At 41.6% G+C, this 17,517-nt stretch carries 13 protein-coding genes and 1 pseudogene; 5 read left to right on the top strand and 9 right to left on the bottom strand.

From position 1 onward, the window contains the following. Positions 1–14 precede the first annotated feature (14 nt). Positions 15–1,214 (top strand): hypothetical protein, encoded by a 1,200-nt coding sequence (locus OB236_RS09780; RefSeq protein ID WP_262683818.1) that lies wholly within the window; start codon positions 15–17, stop codon positions 1,212–1,214. Positions 1,215–1,467: 253 nt separating this feature from the next. On the opposite strand, the gene OB236_RS09775 is transcribed toward OB236_RS09780, so the two are convergent. The 4 genes and pseudogenes from OB236_RS09775 to OB236_RS40015 all read right to left on the bottom strand — a co-directional run. Continuing rightward, entirely contained in the window at positions 1,468–2,001 is a 534-nt protein-coding gene (locus OB236_RS09775; protein ID WP_262683817.1) for a hypothetical protein, read from the bottom strand. Between the two features lie 1,387 nt (positions 2,002–3,388). Beyond that, positions 3,389–5,974: a metallophosphoesterase gene (locus OB236_RS09770; protein WP_262683816.1), complete on the bottom strand. Its 2,586-nt coding sequence runs from the start codon at positions 5,972–5,974 to the stop codon at positions 3,389–3,391. 3 nt (positions 5,975–5,977) lie between these two features. Beyond that, positions 5,978–6,481 (bottom strand): class I SAM-dependent methyltransferase, encoded by a 504-nt coding sequence (locus OB236_RS40020; protein ID WP_408638436.1) that lies wholly within the window; start codon positions 6,479–6,481, stop codon positions 5,978–5,980. A gap of 150 nt (positions 6,482–6,631) precedes the next feature. Continuing rightward, positions 6,632–7,167: pseudogene (locus tag OB236_RS40015) on the bottom strand (SAM-dependent methyltransferase); the annotation flags it as partial. Between the two features lie 383 nt (positions 7,168–7,550). Between OB236_RS40015 and OB236_RS09760 the strand changes: the two are divergent. Next, positions 7,551–8,612 (top strand): AAA family ATPase, encoded by a 1,062-nt coding sequence (locus OB236_RS09760; protein ID WP_262683815.1) that lies wholly within the window; start codon positions 7,551–7,553, stop codon positions 8,610–8,612. 2 nt (positions 8,613–8,614) lie between these two features. Continuing rightward, on the top strand, positions 8,615–10,426 hold the full coding sequence (locus OB236_RS09755) for a DUF2201 family putative metallopeptidase (protein WP_262683814.1): 1,812 nt from the start codon (positions 8,615–8,617) through the stop codon (positions 10,424–10,426). Positions 10,427–10,537: 111 nt separating this feature from the next. Here OB236_RS09755 and OB236_RS09750 read toward each other — a convergent pair whose 3' ends face one another. Then, complete coding sequence (locus OB236_RS09750) at positions 10,538–10,804, bottom strand: hypothetical protein (RefSeq protein WP_262683813.1); 267 nt, start codon at positions 10,802–10,804, stop codon at positions 10,538–10,540. A 247-nt stretch (positions 10,805–11,051) separates the two neighbouring features. On the opposite strand from OB236_RS09750, the gene OB236_RS09745 reads away from it, so the two are divergent. Continuing rightward, positions 11,052–11,408 carry a helix-turn-helix domain-containing protein gene (locus OB236_RS09745; protein WP_262683812.1) on the top strand — a complete coding sequence of 119 codons (357 nt, stop codon included), beginning with the start codon at positions 11,052–11,054 and terminating at the stop codon, positions 11,406–11,408. A gap of 209 nt (positions 11,409–11,617) precedes the next feature. Here OB236_RS09745 and OB236_RS09740 read toward each other — a convergent pair whose 3' ends face one another. Further along, positions 11,618–12,607 carry a hypothetical protein gene (locus OB236_RS09740; RefSeq protein ID WP_262683811.1) on the bottom strand — a complete coding sequence of 330 codons (990 nt, stop codon included), beginning with the start codon at positions 12,605–12,607 and terminating at the stop codon, positions 11,618–11,620. A gap of 154 nt (positions 12,608–12,761) precedes the next feature. After that, the gene (locus tag OB236_RS09735) at positions 12,762–13,700 is read right to left on the bottom strand and encodes a helix-turn-helix domain-containing protein (RefSeq protein ID WP_262683810.1); all 939 of its coding nucleotides are present in this window, start codon (positions 13,698–13,700) and stop codon (positions 12,762–12,764) included. Between the two features lie 261 nt (positions 13,701–13,961). On the opposite strand from OB236_RS09735, the gene OB236_RS09730 reads away from it, so the two are divergent. After that, positions 13,962–14,426 (top strand): nuclear transport factor 2 family protein, encoded by a 465-nt coding sequence (locus OB236_RS09730; protein WP_262683809.1) that lies wholly within the window; start codon positions 13,962–13,964, stop codon positions 14,424–14,426. A 236-nt stretch (positions 14,427–14,662) separates the two neighbouring features. Here the strand turns inward: OB236_RS09730 and OB236_RS09725 are convergent, their stop codons facing one another. Both OB236_RS09725 and cysD read right to left on the bottom strand, forming a co-directional pair. Then, a complete protein-coding gene (locus OB236_RS09725; RefSeq protein WP_262683808.1) occupies positions 14,663–16,402 on the bottom strand; it encodes a GTP-binding protein in 1,740 nt (579 codons plus the stop codon). A gap of 1 nt (position 16,403) precedes the next feature. Then, positions 16,404–17,327: a sulfate adenylyltransferase subunit CysD gene (gene cysD, locus OB236_RS09720; protein WP_262683807.1), complete on the bottom strand. Its 924-nt coding sequence runs from the start codon at positions 17,325–17,327 to the stop codon at positions 16,404–16,406. Positions 17,328–17,517 lie beyond the last annotated feature (190 nt).

Genomic DNA, 17,517 nt, shown 5'->3' with positions numbered 1-17,517 from the left:
GGAGGGACTTTGCGTTGGATGAAAAATTAGTAATGAAATTTCTCACAATTATGCTTAGCACTTTGTTCCTATATTTGGTATATTTGGATTTGACAGATTTCGAGCAAATTCTTCAACCGATGGAGAGAGTATATGGAGTTGTTAACATGTGGGCATTTATTAGTGTCATGTGTTTCCTGGGATCACTTGCTTGTTTACTCGGGGCGATAATAGCACTTTTTCAAAAGAAAGGGTTGCACACTAAATACTTTATAATATCAGGAGCGTTATTTGTATTTTTTATAGTGGCTATAATTGCAGCGCCTGCTTCACCCGAAGCTTCAGCTAACACAATTGGGATAAATGTTGAAAGCGTCGCATCCAATCAGCCTCCCGTTAAAGAAACTCCAAAAGCAGTACCCTATACAATTTTTGAAGATAATAAAAGTAAGAAGGGACCGGGCAGAGGTGTCAGAGTTATGACTGATGCCGCTACCGAAGCTGAATTCTATCAAATTTATGAAAATATACGAAAGGATTCGAAAGGTTTCGAATTCGTCTGGCTATACTTTCATGACACAAATACAAATGCCTCTTCTACTTCCGGACAATTCCTGGGAGCAGTCAGATTTCCACTCACTCAAAGAGGGGTGGCTTTATCCGGTGCAAAAGATATAAATGAAATTTTATTCCAATTTGAAGGCGGATCACCACAGGCAGCTAAAGCTAAAGCTGCTAAAAATTTCAAAGATTATGAAACAGTTTCTAAAATGCTCGCACAAGAGGGGAAAATTAGTTCTGTTAGTCCCAGCATCGAACATTTCAAACAAGCGTTTAATGCATTCGCAAAAGAAATTGGGTTTTCACACCAAATTAACAAGATTGATCTCGGGGTTCAGGCTCCGGATAATTTTCAAGTGAAATTTACTAATAATCTGATATTAAACGGAGCTATCAATCAAAAAGATGGGAGTGTGCGCGAAGTTTTCATAGCCGGGGTAGGGGATGGAAAAACGGATGCATCTGGAACTGATATCATATTATCGATTGTTTCCCTGATTGCAGCCACAAATCCCAAATTAGAGGTATCAGAAATTTCGGCTATTATCACAGATCTTGGTCTCGAAGGTGAGAATGTATCTGATTTGAACTCCTCCGTCAATAAGAACGGGATCAAATACTCCCTAAAGACTTCAGTAAAGCTCGGCGTTTGGTTTTTCGCACAAAAATCATAATACATTCATTTTCCAAGCATGTAAGACAGCCCCTCTATTCCGCAAAAGGAATGAGGGGTTTCTAATTCTTAAGTCCTTGGGTGTAACTTAATATTTATTTCGCTGATTTAGCATGTTAAATCACACATTAACTTCAAAATAGATTAATTGCAGTATGCGTTGATTAAAGGGCATGTGCCAAGTAAATTGTAAATATCTTCAATATCGTTAAATATTTAGAGAAAATTTCGGATTAGTCTAATAGAAGGTCAAACTATTTTTTATAATTGAAAAAATGTATGTCTTCATTTGAAACTATTGTCTTGTTCCCTAACAAATCACAAATAAAATAGTACTGATTTCGATTTTTATTTACATTCGGCTCTAATCCCTCGTTAACTGAAAATAAATATGGGTTCTTTTTTTTAGGAAGTAGTTGAAATACAGCTTCTATATCATCTGTTTCTATTTTTGAATTGTTCCAAATTTGTATATAATTAAACTCTTCGCTAGATCTGGAATCCACCATCTGTGATCCAATACTTAGTGATATAGATTCCTTCAGAATTCTAGTTTTATCAAATATTTCTCTAAAATCATTAATTATCGCCTGATCAGTTCCTCGACTATACTCTCTACAAACATTGGTTGTTCCCCCAGCTAAAGAAGTGCAAATAAAATCGCCGCTCTCATCTAACTTTATGCAGTAATCAATATTATGGATATTTCCACAGCTCTTCATTTCTTTACCTTTGAAAAACAGGTTCATACCATCATTTTCTTCATCTAATAACAGTTTCAAATTCATATTTTTATTAGAACCTAATTTATTAATTAAATAATCAATATCGTTCTTAGAAACAATTTGTTTCTTTGATCTAATAGTAAAATAATAATTGTTATCGTTGCTTATAAATTTGAAATTTGGTTCTAGGGAATTTGCCATTACGTTGTTATGTATAGAATTGTATGAAAAATAAGAGAGAAATACGATCCAATACCCAAACACAATAATTATTGATATTATCCAATATCTTTTTACTTTCTCTTGCCTTCTAATAACAAAATAATTAAAAACAAAATAAATTATCAATAAAATAATAGTTGGTATTAATCCAATTCCCCAAACTAATATCATAGGCGTGGAAATTAATAATCCTGCACCTATTATTAAATTAACTAGCAGATATATGATAAGTATCAGTCTTCTCAGAGCAATTCACCCTTCCAGTTCACTTATACAAACCCTTCCTTCTCTGAAAAAACCAATCAATAATCATACCTACTAAGGATCGTGTGGCTATTAGTTCATCCCAGATGGGTGTCTGAACTCTTATGTTACCAGTCCGGTCACCTTTAAATCCGATAGACACTTTTCCCATAACAACTAAATGGTGTCTTCATTTGTTTGCTTACTTGTCCAAGCTCACAGGCAATTATTAAATTCTTTCTTCTGACAGGATATGCACATTGATTCTTTCCATAGTGAACGTACCGACTTCTTCAATTTGAGTCATTTATAAAATATTAACTTACTTTTCATTTATGGTTCTTGTTAATTTAATATTTAAAAAGAGGTAATATAATCCGAATAGTACACCACACAAGAATATCCACTTAAATTCGTACACGTTAACATTGGAATCAAGTATGTACATTATTATTCCAGTAATCCATCCCAAAAAATTATATATGACAAAAGAAATTGGAGAGAGTATTCTAAGACGCTTCTTACGATTCTGAATGAACATTACGATGCTGACTGGAACCCAAATGAATTCAATTAATGAAAATATATTACTCATTCTATTCGCATTATCTAAAGAAGCAAGTATTAAAACACCTTCAAAAATCTGGATTAATGCAATAAAAATTGAGCCTTGCAAATAAATTTTATAATTTCTCGAGGTATCTATATAGTTCACTACCTTCTACACAGTTTCACAATTACTTTTTAGCCTGTTCCCTTTGTTATTGATGCCATATGTATATCGTTTCACTATCTATTTTGTGAATAGCAAAATTATACCATGTATAACTCGAATTTGGCAGATAATTGTAATAAGGCTCGGACGTTGGCCGCGGGATCAATTATTAAATAAGCTCAAACGTCGGCTTGGGAAGCCCGGTGCTTGAGCTTTTTCATATAAAGATCACGAATGACAGATTACAAGATTCAGACACCCTACCTAATGTTATAGACGTGGATCGATCTCCCGCTCCTGCGACACCTCAAACAGCAGATTGGCCGCGATCTCTTGATAGGCCTCATGCTCAGGCGCAATATCATCAAATGACACCGCCAGCATTTGCATTCCAAGCTGGTACTCATTAAGCGAGGTACGAAGCTTTTTATTAACATTCTTTTGCTTGAGCAGCTTGCGGTATTTATGCGGAAACTTGTAATCATACCCGTAAATGATGGACAAATATTCGGGATTTCGCACCTTCATATAAGGTACCGTCTTTCCGTTCCACATCTCCGGTTTGATCACGATTCCCTCCATATGGTTCTCCATCGTAAGTTTGGAGAAGTAACTGTCGGCTTTCTTCATGTACTCCGGCTCAGATAGATCAAGCGTGAGTGCCTCGTCTTCCGACAGAAAGCCGTACATTTCGGAGGTCTTCCATTCCGGGACTTGGTCCTTCCCGTCTTCATATACGATTTTTAGAACGGCAAACGGTTTATACTCCATGACCTCGTCTTCCGCGTACAGCTCCAACTGCCTCTTGTACGTTTGATAGGCCTCCATATGTTCGGATAAAGGGACATAGGTTTCCCAAATATCATGGACGTACTTATAGTTTTGGTACACACTTGAGCCATACTTGTCGCTTAAAGCGGCTTTAGTGGTATGATGCTGGTCTTTTTCAAACCCACTCGCCTCATATTCGGCAATGAGCTTATTATATGCTTCTTCAAAACCGTTTTGCTTCAGGAACGTAAGCTCTGTCTCCAGCGCCCTCTCAATGGGCTTGAACTGTCTTTCGATAAGCCCTTCACCCAGCGACTTCCACGGGAGAAGCTCACCATCCAAAATCAGCATCACAATCTTCTGCTCCTGCATATAGCCGCCGAACTTGAGCAGTAGCTTGCCGTAAATCTCCGTTAAATCGACATGATTGATCTTGTAGCCGTTACGGCTCACAGCAAAGCATTGCTCCAGATCTTTATGTAAATAAATATTGCATCTCGAACCCATATATTTGGGTTGCAGGACAACTTGCTGGGTGCCGTGTTCTCTGAAATAATCGAGACCCCGTTTCAAAGACTCAAGTTCATTCGTCTGCTCGTTCTTATCCGCTGGAGACATAGTGCCTGAAATGAAGTTGATTTTGTTTCGCGAGCAATAGCGAAGTCTGCGAATGTCATCTTCCCCAAGGTCTCGAATAGATACCTTTCGCACATTCTTGAATAGAGTTTGCAATTCCTCAGCAATCACCGCTTGATGGGACTTCCGGGACTTCATAAACGGTTTATATGAAATGCTGACGGAAGTTAGCAGGTTGCCGTGTACACTGCCGGTGTCGATGTGGATTTTATTGCCGATCCGGAAAGACTGCTTGGCTGCGACGTGCCCAAACACGTGGTAAGGATGATTTTTGACCGCTTCCTCCTGCAGAAAAGCAAGCTGCCCCTCTAGCGGCGCTTCCCGGTCGATTCGAAAATTCCTTTGATGCCGGACGGAATTTGTATCCAGCTTACCGATGTACTTATTCCGGCACGGGGCATGAGTGACATAAAAGGACGGTCCGTTGGCCCCCACATACCTATAGAATGGCTTCGAAATCGATACCAAATGCTGAAATTTCTCCAGCAGCTCTGGATCGTTCAATAATACCTGCGTTGAGTCAAAATAAGCATGAAGCAGCTCTTGGTCGACACCGTTAATTTCACCTTTCATATACTTGTCAACGAAGTTCTCGTGGTTCCCAAGTACGAGGTAAAAGTGCTCTCGATTATCGTACAGAAACTGAATGATGTCCTTCGTTTGTTTACCTTTATCAATCCAGTCCCCAACCAGAACCAGCTTGGTTTGCTTCAGCTTATCATTGCAAATCAGTTTACCCATCTCGATCTTATAACCATGATCAAGCAGCAGCCCCTTCAAATCTTCCACACATTCGTGGACATCGCCAATGACGATGTACTGCTGATCTTGAGGAAGAATGGTAAATACGTAAGCATCCAAATCCTCGATGACGATGTTATATTCAGGATTTGCCCTTCCTTCTTCGGCCAGATAAAAGTCTTTTGCACGCACTTTATGAATCTTGCCGTAACCCTCACGGGCTAGCGAGCCAAGGACGTCCTTTTTTAGCCGGTTAATGTGGTACGTGATCAGTTTCTTTGATCGGTCCGACGCATAGTAATCGTCCCGCTTTCGATAATCGAACACAATGACCTCAAGGTTGTAGTTGCTCTGAAACGTAATCTCCTTCACCTTTGCCCGAAAATCCTCGGACAGCCCGGTTGTATCGACGACTACAAACTCTGCATTGACCGGAAAAGATGTCGCCACCTTCAGCCTTTCAAACAATAAATGAAAAGTTTGCTCGCTGGCCTCGAGCATCACCTGATCATACTTGTCGTATTCATATCCAAGTATCTCTTGGCGGATCTGGTCGGAGGACAAATATTGAACGTTGGCCCTGATATTCCGACTAGCATCCTCAAAACGCACTCCGGGAATCAGCACTTCCTTGGCAAACGTGGTTTTGCCGCATTCCGTAGACCCGATCAGCATGAAAACCGTGTGAACCTTCGTTTGGATGTTCAAGGGTCAGGCCCCCCTCTTCTTCAGAATAACGCCCTGTGTAGTCTTGATATGGTTGACGCCGTCTCCGACAGCTACAAATTCTGCATGAAGATTCGTTTCCTTAATCACATCACGCATCCACTGTTGAAAAGGTTCTTCACCCATCTCCCACTTATGGTCGTCATGTCGGAAATCGCTCAACTCGTAGTAGCGGTTAAAATCAGCGTTGGGCGTCGTAATGATAAAATTATCGAAATCAATATGCGAGCAAATTTGTTGGATCAGTTGCTTGGCTTCATCATGACTCATATGTTCAATAACCTCTGTAAGAATTACATCGACCTGCTCCCCGTTGTAGCTGTCCAGGAACTGATCGATCGAACCGAATGTGACGATGTTGTCGATCTCTTTTACCTCCGCTTTACGCTTTACCTTCTCTAGCAGCTCCTCATTGATATCAATCGCATAATAACTGCCCTCAATTTTCCCGGCAAATGGGAGCGCATAGAATCCCTCTCCGCAACCCACATCCAAGATCGACTTATCAAAAGCCAGCGCACTACCGATATAATTTCTCCGTTGTAGACCCGTACCTCCGTAAGCGAACTGAATGTCATATCGATCCGTTTTCTCAAGCTCCGCCTTGTATTTCTGAAACCGATCTCTGGAAGACAAGAAGTTCCGTACAAACAGGCTGCGAATATAGAACGGCGCATCGATCACGTTCATGCTCTTGATGTACTTATCCAGGATACTTTCCGAGATATCGATATATTCGTTGCCGAACATCGAGAGGAATAGGGCCAACACACTTACGAAATGAGCAGCTGATACAAGCTTTTCGTTGTCGTAACGGTAAGCGAATAGCTTTTATGGGCATGATGGGTGATTTCGAAAGAGAAATCCTTCAAATGCTTCTCAAAAAACTCAATATACCTGACCAGTTCGATATGTATCATATTGATGAAAAATGTATGCTCGTAGCCCTCCACGTCGCGTTCATCCTGTGCCTTAAGCGGAGAGGAGAAAAATTCGTTAATCGCATTCAACGAAAATAAGGGCGTATTGTACCTCGATACATTCAGATATTCGAAGTTTTCCTGCTCATGCTGCTTATAGGAGATATCATTATCCGCATCTTTAAAATAAACATTAAAAGTCTGCTGATCGGCATACCATCCGTACGCCATTCCCTTGCGGATCGAGCGAAGCATCATGCCGGAGTTTGGATTCTTCTTGATCAAAACGAGAACTGCGGATTCGTGGATCTGACTTGGACTATCGCCATATCAATCTACTCCTAAACTACAAATTGGGAACCTCGCGGGATAACCTTTACCGGACCCCCGCTATGTTAATTATTGTGGTGAGATCATCGAAGAAGTAACCCATCCATGCGGCTCGATGATCTTAGTCATGCTTACCTTTAGGCGTCTGCCTCTGATCCTATTTTCGCTTACTTATATGCAAACGAACAGGGTGAAAGTATTACGAAATCGGAGATATGAATCATACGTTATAACTAAACTTTATTATCAGACTCTTTATCATCTTGTGGTACTATTACTTTAACGTTAATTTATGGAAGGAATCAATAATGAATATATCTGCCTCTGTTTCGTCAAAACAAATAATGGATCTTTTATTGAACATAGCCGTAGTACGTCCGATTTTTATTTGGGGACCACCAGGAATCGGGAAGTCGTCACTAGTTCAACAATTTGCTGATATGGTGGGGTTGCCTTGTGTCTCGCTATTGGGTAGCCAACTGGCACCAGAGGACTTAATTGGGGTCCCACAGATTGTAGAAGGAAAAAGTCGATTTTGTCCTCCCAGCATGATCGCCCGAAATGAACCATACTGCTTGTTTTTGGATGAACTGAACGCTTGTACTCATGAAGTTCAGAAAGCATTCTACAGCCTGATACTGGAAAAGCGTATTGGGGAATACATACTACCAGAGGGCTCCGTCGTGATAGGTGCGGGGAACCGCGCTCAGGACAGTGCCATAGTGAAGCCAATGTCATCAGCACTTATCAACCGAATGTTTCATGTCCAATTAAGAGTTTCCCACCGAGAATGGTTAGAGTGGGCATACGAGAATGATATCCACCCTCTAGTGATCAATTATATTGAGACCCGCCCGGATCATTTGTGGGTTCAGCCTCCGAAACACGAAGAACCCTTCTCTACCCCTAGGTCCTGGCACATGTTAAGCGATGCATTAAAGGAATATGGTGACCGACTGCAACCTGAAATGTTGGATATTCTGGCAACAGGTTGTTTATCACCCCATCATGCTGGTCAATTCAAGGCCTTCTACAAGCAAACGAACAACAAATATAAACTGAATGCGATTCTGGAAGGAGAAACCGGCTGGCCTCATCAACCGGAGGATCGGGATATATTATACTTCATGGCACAATCCTTCCGTGCATACCTAATTAAAGAATTACCGGGATCTAAAGACATTCTGACCGAGCACCATAAGAAGCTCGCCCACCGTGCCAAAGCTCTAATTAAAAGTCTAAGCACGATCAGTCTCGAAATTGCCCAACTATCCGTTGCAAAGAGTGAAACCGGTGAAAGTCTTCCCGATTGGATCCTCGTTGAGATTGTCCGTGATCTACCGAGATTAGTACAGAAGAAGGAAGCTTGATTATGGCCAAACAAAAATCCCGAGAGTTGGATCCTGCTACAAAATCCTATATGGAGGGGCTGCATTTCATCAGTCAACACCCAATGTTCGCCCCCCTCGCATCCCATTCACGATTTATACGTCAAGAAGGGAATCTCTGTCCGGAAAATGGATGGGCCGTCACAACAAGTAACGGCCATATTCATGTTCATCCCAAACGAAGAGGTTTGCCCGAGGAATGGTTGTATATTCTTGCTCATGCCTTGCTTCATCTTGGATTCGGACATTTCCGAGTTATGGAGCGGCAGGATCTGTGGAATGCGGCATGCGATTGTTTTATCGCGAAGTTTCTTTATGACATGAAGCTTGGGCAGCCGCCTGCAGGTATGGATGGGCGAGTGGATATTCCAGCGAAAAGTGAGGAGGAACTGTACTACAGTTTTGTAGAAAGGGGATTCCATCCTTCCTTCCACAACTTTGGGTCAGTCGGGCACGGATTTCAGGATATGATCATGAATTCCCGAACAACCGGCCCCTCCTACTGGAACAATAAAGATGTAAATTGGCAGGACTGTTTGGGTAAGGGACTAATAATGGCTGTAACCAGCGCTGTCAATGTCACGGCGGGATACGAGGATTACTTGGGGGCTAACAAGGAAGTTCTGACACCTGTCTTGAAAGCTCGCAATTGGTTTATCAGCAGCTACCCTCTCATGGGAGCCATGGCGGCCGACTTCAAAATTATTGAGGATCCTATTCTTTGCACAAGATTATCCATCTCTGTAGCTGCTGTTAATGCTGAGGCAAAAGAGATCTACGTTAATCCAGCTGCAGGCCTTGACGAGCAAGAGTGCCGATTCGTGCTCGCTCATGAATTTCTGCATGTGGGATTGAGGCATCATGCCCGTGCCGATGGACGAGACCCTTATTTATGGAATGTAGCTTGTGATTATGTCATCAATCAGTGGTTAATGGAAATGGGACTGGGAACATTCCCCAGGATCGGAGGGCTCCATGATCCGGATCTAAAGGGATTGTCAGCTGAATCAATCTATGACCGTATCGTCAACGATATAAGGCTCTTTCGTAAAGTAGCTACATTCCGGGGAGTCGGTCTGGGAGATATATTGACCCCACGTGTACCAGATTGGTGGAACCGGAACGATGGACTTACACTCGATGAATTTTATCGAAACTGTTTAAGCCAGGGTCTTGATTATCATTATGAGCAGAACCGTGGCCTGCTTCCTGCAGGCTTTGTTGAAGAAATCCGGGCTCTTTCTCAGCCGCCAATCTTGTGGGATGTGGAACTTGCGAAATGGTTCGATCATTACTTCTCCCCGGTAGAAAAGGTTCGGAACTATTCCAGGATCAGCCGTAGACAATCTTCTACTCCCGATATTCCAAGACCTCGATGGGTACAGGATGCAGGTGACGAGGATGGTCGCACCTTCGGTGTTGTGTTGGACACCTCAGGTTCCATGGATACAAAGCTGCTGGGGAAAGCTCTGGGGGCTATTGCGAGCTATAGTATGTCACGGGATGTCCCGTTGGTACGAGTAGTTTTCTGTGATGCGGCCGTTTATGATCAAGGGTATCTCGCACCGGAAGTGATAGCAGACAGGGTATCCGTCAAAGGCAGAGGAGGCACAATCCTGCAGCCTGGCATTGATTTCTTGGAGCATGAGGAGGATTTCCCAAAGAACGGACCGTTATTGATTATTACGGACGGCTTCTGTGACAGAGTAAGCATCCGTCGGGAGCACGCTTTCCTTATTCCCAAAGGCCAGCACTTGCCGTTTGTACCTAAAGGAAAAGTTTTCAGGGTGGAATAGTAACGGAAACAATACGCCTCGTACCGTCCGGCACCATCCAGCATTCGAAAAAAAGGTTATTCTCGTCGTTCCTACAACTCGAATGACCCAAAAGACGTTTCTTAAGAGAGATTAGTCACAATTAGCTTCTAAATTTTTAATCTTATTTTCCAATAAACTTTTCTCTAGCCTGACATGAAGTAACTCTGTATCTAAATCCTGACTCATAGCATGAACCGCATTAACGATGTCCTCTGCTGTTAGTATATGGATAGAATCTGATTTACCTGAGATATATTTTAAAAGAACTTCAATAAACTCCTTGCATACTCCGATTCTTTGAATGAGGACATTTTCCTCTGCTAGAAATTGATCATATTTAATAAGATTGTCTTGCATGGCACTCTCCCCCAATCTATGCATTGGAACTAGAAACTTTACGTGTCTATTTAAGTTGAATGAATACGCATCTTTTGCCCATTAATCAATAGCGGTCAAATCATTCACTAATATCAGAAACAAATCGTGTCTTTATTATCTAATATATCTCCTTACCCTCCATACGTCAAGCATAAAAGAAACTTATCGTGTCCATTATAGTACCAACAGATTCCTGTTCCTTATAATGGATGAGAGGTGATTATCATTGTTCGGTAAACGATTAGCAGAACTGAGAAACAAATTAGGGATTAGCCAATATGAGCTTGCAGCACGGATGAAACTTTCCCGAGGGCAGATCGCTAATTACGAACAAGGCACCCGAGAACCAGATTTTAATACGCTTATTGCTTTGGCAGATTTTTTTGGGGTGAGTTTGGACAACCTTCTTGGAAGGGAATGGTGCTCCACTGAAGCTACTAATGAGTCTGCCTATATTACAAATTTGGATGGGTCGAAGGAAGAGCTTACTGAGGAAGAGTTTGAATATTTAAAGGGAAGCCTTCACTTGCTTCGACAATATGATATACAGATGAAGAAGAAAGTAAATCATTCAGCTTTATAAAATTATCGTGTATTAGTGTCTGTCAATAATTTTGTGCAGACTCTTTACAGACCTTTCCCCCGAGGGGTGGGAATTTCATGTTACAGACTCTCATGCCAAGAAGAAGTAGACAGTAAGAAATCCTCAGTTACAACTGTTAGTTTCAATATTTACACCGCCTCAGATACTTTTAATGGCTGTTTAGATCCGTTAGAGCAATAATAATAAATTTATAGGTTATCTACAGCATATTCTAGTATTTCTTCTCTTACACTCCTAGGTAAATCATATCTGTCATATCTCAATGCGTATGGATTTATCTCTACTGTTCTTCCTGCGCCTGCTTCTTGTTTAACTATATATGATAACGTATCTAGTGGATTTGAAGATTCCTTTAGTAGTAGAGCCCTCAACTGTGTTAGTAATCTTTGGCGATCTATGGAGTGGAATTGTAATAGACCTCTAGTACTCCTAACCTGAGATTCATAGTCACAATAATACTCAAGGACCTTCCAATCGAACCATTTAGTTACGAGTCGCTTGGATATTTCAGGGATATTATTAGCATGCCAGAACTCCACTCTTTTTTCTGTAACGTCAATATGGAAGCCACCGACAGGAAAATCCTCCGTCCATTCACTTAGAGAATGACTTGTATAACCATAAGATTTATCAATTTTATTAACAATTTCAGGACCAAAAGATAAATAAACTTCAATCCCCCCACATAAGGGGAACAATAGCATTTCATTATCTGAGAATTTTACACTTGCCACTGTATTAACCCAATTTTTCTCTTCAGGAGGTGCTAAACTTAAATCTTTAATATCATCTACACGACCTGTTAGCACCTTTTCTTTGGGGTAGCCTACATAGGATGCTAAATCCAATATACCTTCGTAAGCCCATTCTATTTCCCAACCATACCAAGTTTTATTCATAAGGCTCAGAAAGAGATTCCTTAGGGGAATGTCGAATAGTATATCTTCGCCACCATAGAATACCAACTTCTTATTATCTAAATCAAGAACAGCCCCACCTTCAGCCCAAACATCATCCAACCACCCCGACTCATCAACCTTTGTCTGCATTTCGATAAATTTAATGGCATATTGTGGTCCCCAAAATAAATCTTTTGGCAGAGTGTTTGCACACCAATGACTATAATACAAATCGTAAGTGTCATTACTAACAATAATTAGATTTGCTCTTTGCCCCATAATCCCCTCCGCTCAAATAAAATTACACACTAGCATTAATATTCCATTTCGAAAAGAAAAACCCTTCCAATCGTAGGTAGGATCCGAGCACCGAGACATCTCATATATTAAATCATTCCTCAAACAGCACTCCACATGTGTTGAGTAGGTAGAGTCAACACAACTTACATTCATAATCACAATAGCTGTGAATAGGTTCAACAATAGAATTTTCGGCAGCGTTACGATTCCTCATTGCCGATGGAGGAACCCCATACTTCTTCTTCCAGACTTTCGAGAAATGCGAGACGTTTTCGAAGCCTGTAGCCAAACAGACTTCTGTTATGGATATTCCGGAATGGGTTAATAGCTCCTTTGCCTTCTCTAACCGACGGTTACGAATCCATTGAAATGCAGGCTCATTATAGATCCTCCGAAATTCCCGTTTGAAAGTCGATAAGCTTCTGCCGGATAAATAGGCCAGATCCTGAAGCGATACGGGATTTAGTAGATTCTTCTCCACCACCTCTACAATGCTTGTGGGACGCTGCTGCCTCAGCTGCAGAATTCGGCTCAATAACCCTTTGTCCGCATCCAAAATATCAAATAGAAGCTCCAGCATTTTCAGTTTAATTAATTCGTCTTGAATGCCCTCCGGCTCTTCAAAATAGGGCTTGAGTGAAGCAATATAGCTTAACAGGCGCACATTCACCGAATGAACGGCAGCTGGAGCGGGTGATACAGGCTTGGAAGAAGGAAAACTGGATATCCTCATAAACTCATGAAGCAATTCATCCTTCAGAAAGAACATCATATAATCCAATACATGCCTCGAATCCTCTTCCCCATACTTCTCATACTCAATGACGATGCCTTTATGCAAGAGCACCATTTCGTTTTTCCTTACCGTATATTCCTGATCACCATATCTGACAATGTAGACCCCTTCCAGAACAACTAACAGAACATGATCCTGCAGATACATCCTCCCAGTTTTGATATCCGAATAGGCGCATGCCCCCATGACCGACAAACCTTTCATCTTCAGCATGCCAACACTGGCTTTGGCTAGACCCTGAGGCATTTTCACAGCCTTACTAATTACTGACCCCATTCGTCTCACTCCTTATCTGAGTAAAAGATAACATGAAGTCACCATGGCAATCCAATAGGAAATCACTGGAATGGATACTGCATGCTCCGGCACTTTGTAAGGATTCCAATATTGTCGGTTCAAATGAGCCGAATTGACAATAAAAATGAGCTGCACGACAAAGCTTATATACCTCGGCTCGGTTACTATGAGGATAGATGTGATGCAAAATATATGTAGAAGGAACACATACAAACAAAATGAAAAAAAGGTGAGGAAAAAATGGAAAATATGAAAAAACTATCCCTTGAAGAAGTTACTGACCGCGTTGCGATACGCGATCTCATTGATGCATATGCATATTGTGCAGACACGAGGGATGCTGATGGCCAAATGGCACTATTTACTGAAGATACTGTTTTTAGAGTATTTATGGATGAACGTCAAACAGAACCAACCCAAATCGTTTATAGCAGGACGGATTTAGCGCCTGTTTTTGATAGCTTAACTACGTATGTCTCCACGATGCATTTTAATGGCCAAAGTAAGATAACCTTATCTGGTGATACAGCAATTGGGACCACATATTGTTTTGCTCATCATTTAACAATGGATGGCGGTGACAAAAAATTAATGGTAGCAGCTATAAGGTATAGCGATGATTTCATAAAAATTAATAATAGGTGGTTTTTCAAAAAAAGAGATCTCAAGGTTGCATGGATTGAAACTAAACCTCTAAATAGCTAAAATGCCAGTGTCATCATTTTACCCGTGGCTTTGCCGCAGCACGCACTATACCTGTGTGAAGTAATTTAGGAGTGCCCCCTGCCGCGGACACAAAAAAATCCCTACATCACTATTCACGATGATGTAGGGATACTATGTTTCAAGGACTATTTCGTTGAATCGATTTTTCTAAGCATGTGTACGGGAGGCTTTCACTTCTTGCTCGATTGCGCTATCAAAAACGGGTTATGTTCGCATTAGAAATTAAGGAATTGCCCACGACTACTCTCATTGATTAAATATCTGATAATTCGTTTCACTACATGATTTGCAGCTTCTTCGATTGAATACCTGCTTGTATCGATTTCGATTTCCGGGTTTCCAGGTGTATCATTTGTGCTCGAACTGCCTGCAAGCGGTCTATTTACATAAACTTCAATATATTCTTTGCCAATGATGTCTCGCGCGGTTTCTCGGTCGTTTTCGCTCGGGGAATCATTCGATACCAATGCAATAAGTCCCGCATCGTTCATCAATTTTGCCACTTCTGCTAATCGCTGCAACGATTCTCCCTGGCCATTCCCCAGTAACATGGTATGGTGGCCTGTCGATACCAAACGTTTTTCGACTTCCTTCGCAAGCGTTGAGTTATCCGGAACCGTACCGGTGAACCAGAGGGTTAATGGATTTTGACCTTTTTGCTGAGCACGAACATCTCTGTTGATTTCCGTATCTAGCCCTACCAAACTGTCGGATCCTTGAAGGGCTTCGTCAATGACTCCGCAAGCAGATGTCATATTGGTTACACGATCGATCAGAATAAATCCGCCAATGCTTTTATTTTGTTCAAAGGAATCAAAAACGATGTTGTCCGATAAAGCAAATTCACATTGTGCCACTTCATTTTTGACAATATGATCGGTTGGAACCGTATTGCCAGTATTAATATCGATTTTATGCTTAATTGCCGTCACGGTACCGGGCAGGACTTTCGTTCCTACTTTGACCAAATAATTTTTACCGGGAGTCAGTACAGAATCATCCATCCAAAGAATCGTGGCGGCGAAGCTATCAGCCTCTTGGATTTGATTGTCTTTCGTAAATACACAGCCCCGCGAAACGTCGACTTCACGGTCCAATTGAATGGTTACGGGTTGTCCCGCATAGGCTAGGTCCCTATCTTGATCTGTCACTAAGATGCGTTTGACTTTCGCCTTCTCATGACTAGGTAGAGTCGTTAACTCATCGCCAACTGCGATGCTCCCAGCCTCAATCTGGCCTTGAAAACCGCGAAACGTATGGTCCGGTCGACATACACGCTGAATGGGCATCATAAAATGCTTCGTATTGCTGGCATCAAGAACATCCACATTTTCTAAATATGACAACAAAGGAAGACCGGCATACCAAGGAGTATGTTGTGACTGTTTGGTAATGTTATCCCCTTCTGTGGCAGAAACAGGGATAACCTGTATGCTTTGAAAATGAAATTCAGCGGCCGTTCGGGAGAAATCTTCTTGGATATCATCAAATATCTTTTGATCAAAATGAACTAAATCCATTTTGTTTACAGCTAATACAAGATGTTTAATCCCCATGAGTGCGCAAATCCGGGTATGGCGTTTGGTTTGGGTAATGACCCCTTTGGTTGCGTCCACAAGAATGATGGCCAATTCCGCAAAGGAAGCGCCTACTGCCATGTTACGTGTATATTCTTCATGTCCTGGTGTGTCCGCTACAATGAATGAACGGTGATCCGTCGTAAAATACCGATAAGCCACATCAATCGTGATCCCTTGTTCACGCTCGGCCATCAATCCATCAAGAAGCAAGGAATAGTCAATTTTTCCGCCGCGACTGCCGAGTCTGCTATCCAGCTCTAATGCTTTTTCTTGGTCGGCGAACAAAAGCTTTGCCTCATAAAGCATATGTCCAATCAGGGTAGATTTTCCGTCGTCTACACTTCCGCATGTAATAAATTTAAGCAAACTTTTCATATTAAAAATAGCCCTCCCGTTTACGTCTTTCCATGCTTCCAGCCGCCTCTTGGTCAATAACCCGAGTTGTCCGTTCGGATGAAACCGCACCAAGCGTTTCTTCGATAATGGCATCTAGCGTATCCGCCTCCGACTCGGCGCCGCCAGTAAGCGGATAACAGCCTAATGTGCGAAACCGCATCTTCTTCATTTCAACCTTCTCATTAGGTTCGAGCTTCAACCGATCATCATCCACCATGACCATATGTCCATCGCGATTGACGACGGGTCTTTCTTTTGCAAAATAAAGAGGCACAATATCAATGTTTTCTCTTCGAATGTATTGCCAGATATCTTTTTCTGTCCAATTGGATATTGGGAAGACGCGAATACTTTCACCTTTATTAATTCTTGTGTTGAAAAGCTTCCACATTTCCGGCCGTTGGTTTTTCGGATCCCACGCATGATTCTTATTGCGGAATGAAAAAATCCTCTCTTTCGCACGCGACTTTTCCTCGTCACGTCTTCCACCGCCGAACGCAGCCGTAAATCCGTATTTGTCCAATCCCTCTTTTAATGCTTGGGTTTTCATAATATCGGTATACGCGGAACCATGATCGATTGGGTTGATCCCTTGTTTAATACCTTCCTGATTCGAGTGAACAATCATGTTGATTCCGAATTCTTTCGCTTTGCGATCACGGAATTCGATCATTTCTTTGAACTTCCACGTCGTATCAATATGCATGAAAGAAAATGGCGGCTTCTCGGGATAAAAAGCTTTCAGAGCCAAATGCAGCATCACGGAACTATCCTTCCCGATCGAATACAGCATCACGGGATTTTCACACTCCGCCGCTACTTCTCGTATAATATAAACCGCTTCAGCCTCGAGTTGATCCAGATGCGTCATTTCGTGTATGGAATCAAGCATCAGTTTTTGCATGGAAAGGTGCCTCCTTTTAATTCTTACTAAATCTATCGTATTTCTTTATATTCTATCAGATTCTAGCTTTTATGCAAAGTGGAAAAAAGTAAAATTATTTATATTTGAATCAATTTCATAATTCCAAACCCTTGCTGGGCTTAAATCATTAAGGCAAGAAATAAGGAGTACCTCCCCAATCCCGAAGTGT

Source organism: Paenibacillus baimaensis (genome assembly GCF_025567575.1).
The sequence above is the reverse complement of the archived record's forward strand: the minus strand, read 5'-3'. Positions and strand labels throughout refer to the sequence as shown.

Excerpts from the sequence above, each read along its gene's own strand:
- OB236_RS09775 (WP_262683817.1), bottom strand. The coding sequence starts at position 2,001 with ATGAATTTGAAACTGTTATTAGATGAAGAAAATGATGGTATGAACCTG.
- OB236_RS09760 (WP_262683815.1), top strand. The coding sequence starts at position 7,551 with ATGAATATATCTGCCTCTGTTTCGTCAAAACAAATAATGGATCTTTTA.
- OB236_RS09755 (WP_262683814.1), top strand. The coding sequence starts at position 8,615 with ATGGCCAAACAAAAATCCCGAGAGTTGGATCCTGCTACAAAATCCTAT.
- OB236_RS09750 (WP_262683813.1), bottom strand. The coding sequence starts at position 10,804 with ATGCAAGACAATCTTATTAAATATGATCAATTTCTAGCAGAGGAAAAT.
- OB236_RS09740 (WP_262683811.1), bottom strand. The coding sequence starts at position 12,607 with ATGGGGCAAAGAGCAAATCTAATTATTGTTAGTAATGACACTTACGAT.
- OB236_RS09735 (WP_262683810.1), bottom strand. The coding sequence starts at position 13,700 with ATGGGGTCAGTAATTAGTAAGGCTGTGAAAATGCCTCAGGGTCTAGCC.
- OB236_RS09730 (WP_262683809.1), top strand. The coding sequence starts at position 13,962 with ATGGAAAATATGAAAAAACTATCCCTTGAAGAAGTTACTGACCGCGTT.
- OB236_RS09725 (WP_262683808.1), bottom strand. The coding sequence starts at position 16,402 with ATGAAAAGTTTGCTTAAATTTATTACATGCGGAAGTGTAGACGACGGA.
- cysD (WP_262683807.1), bottom strand. The coding sequence starts at position 17,327 with ATGCAAAAACTGATGCTTGATTCCATACACGAAATGACGCATCTGGAT.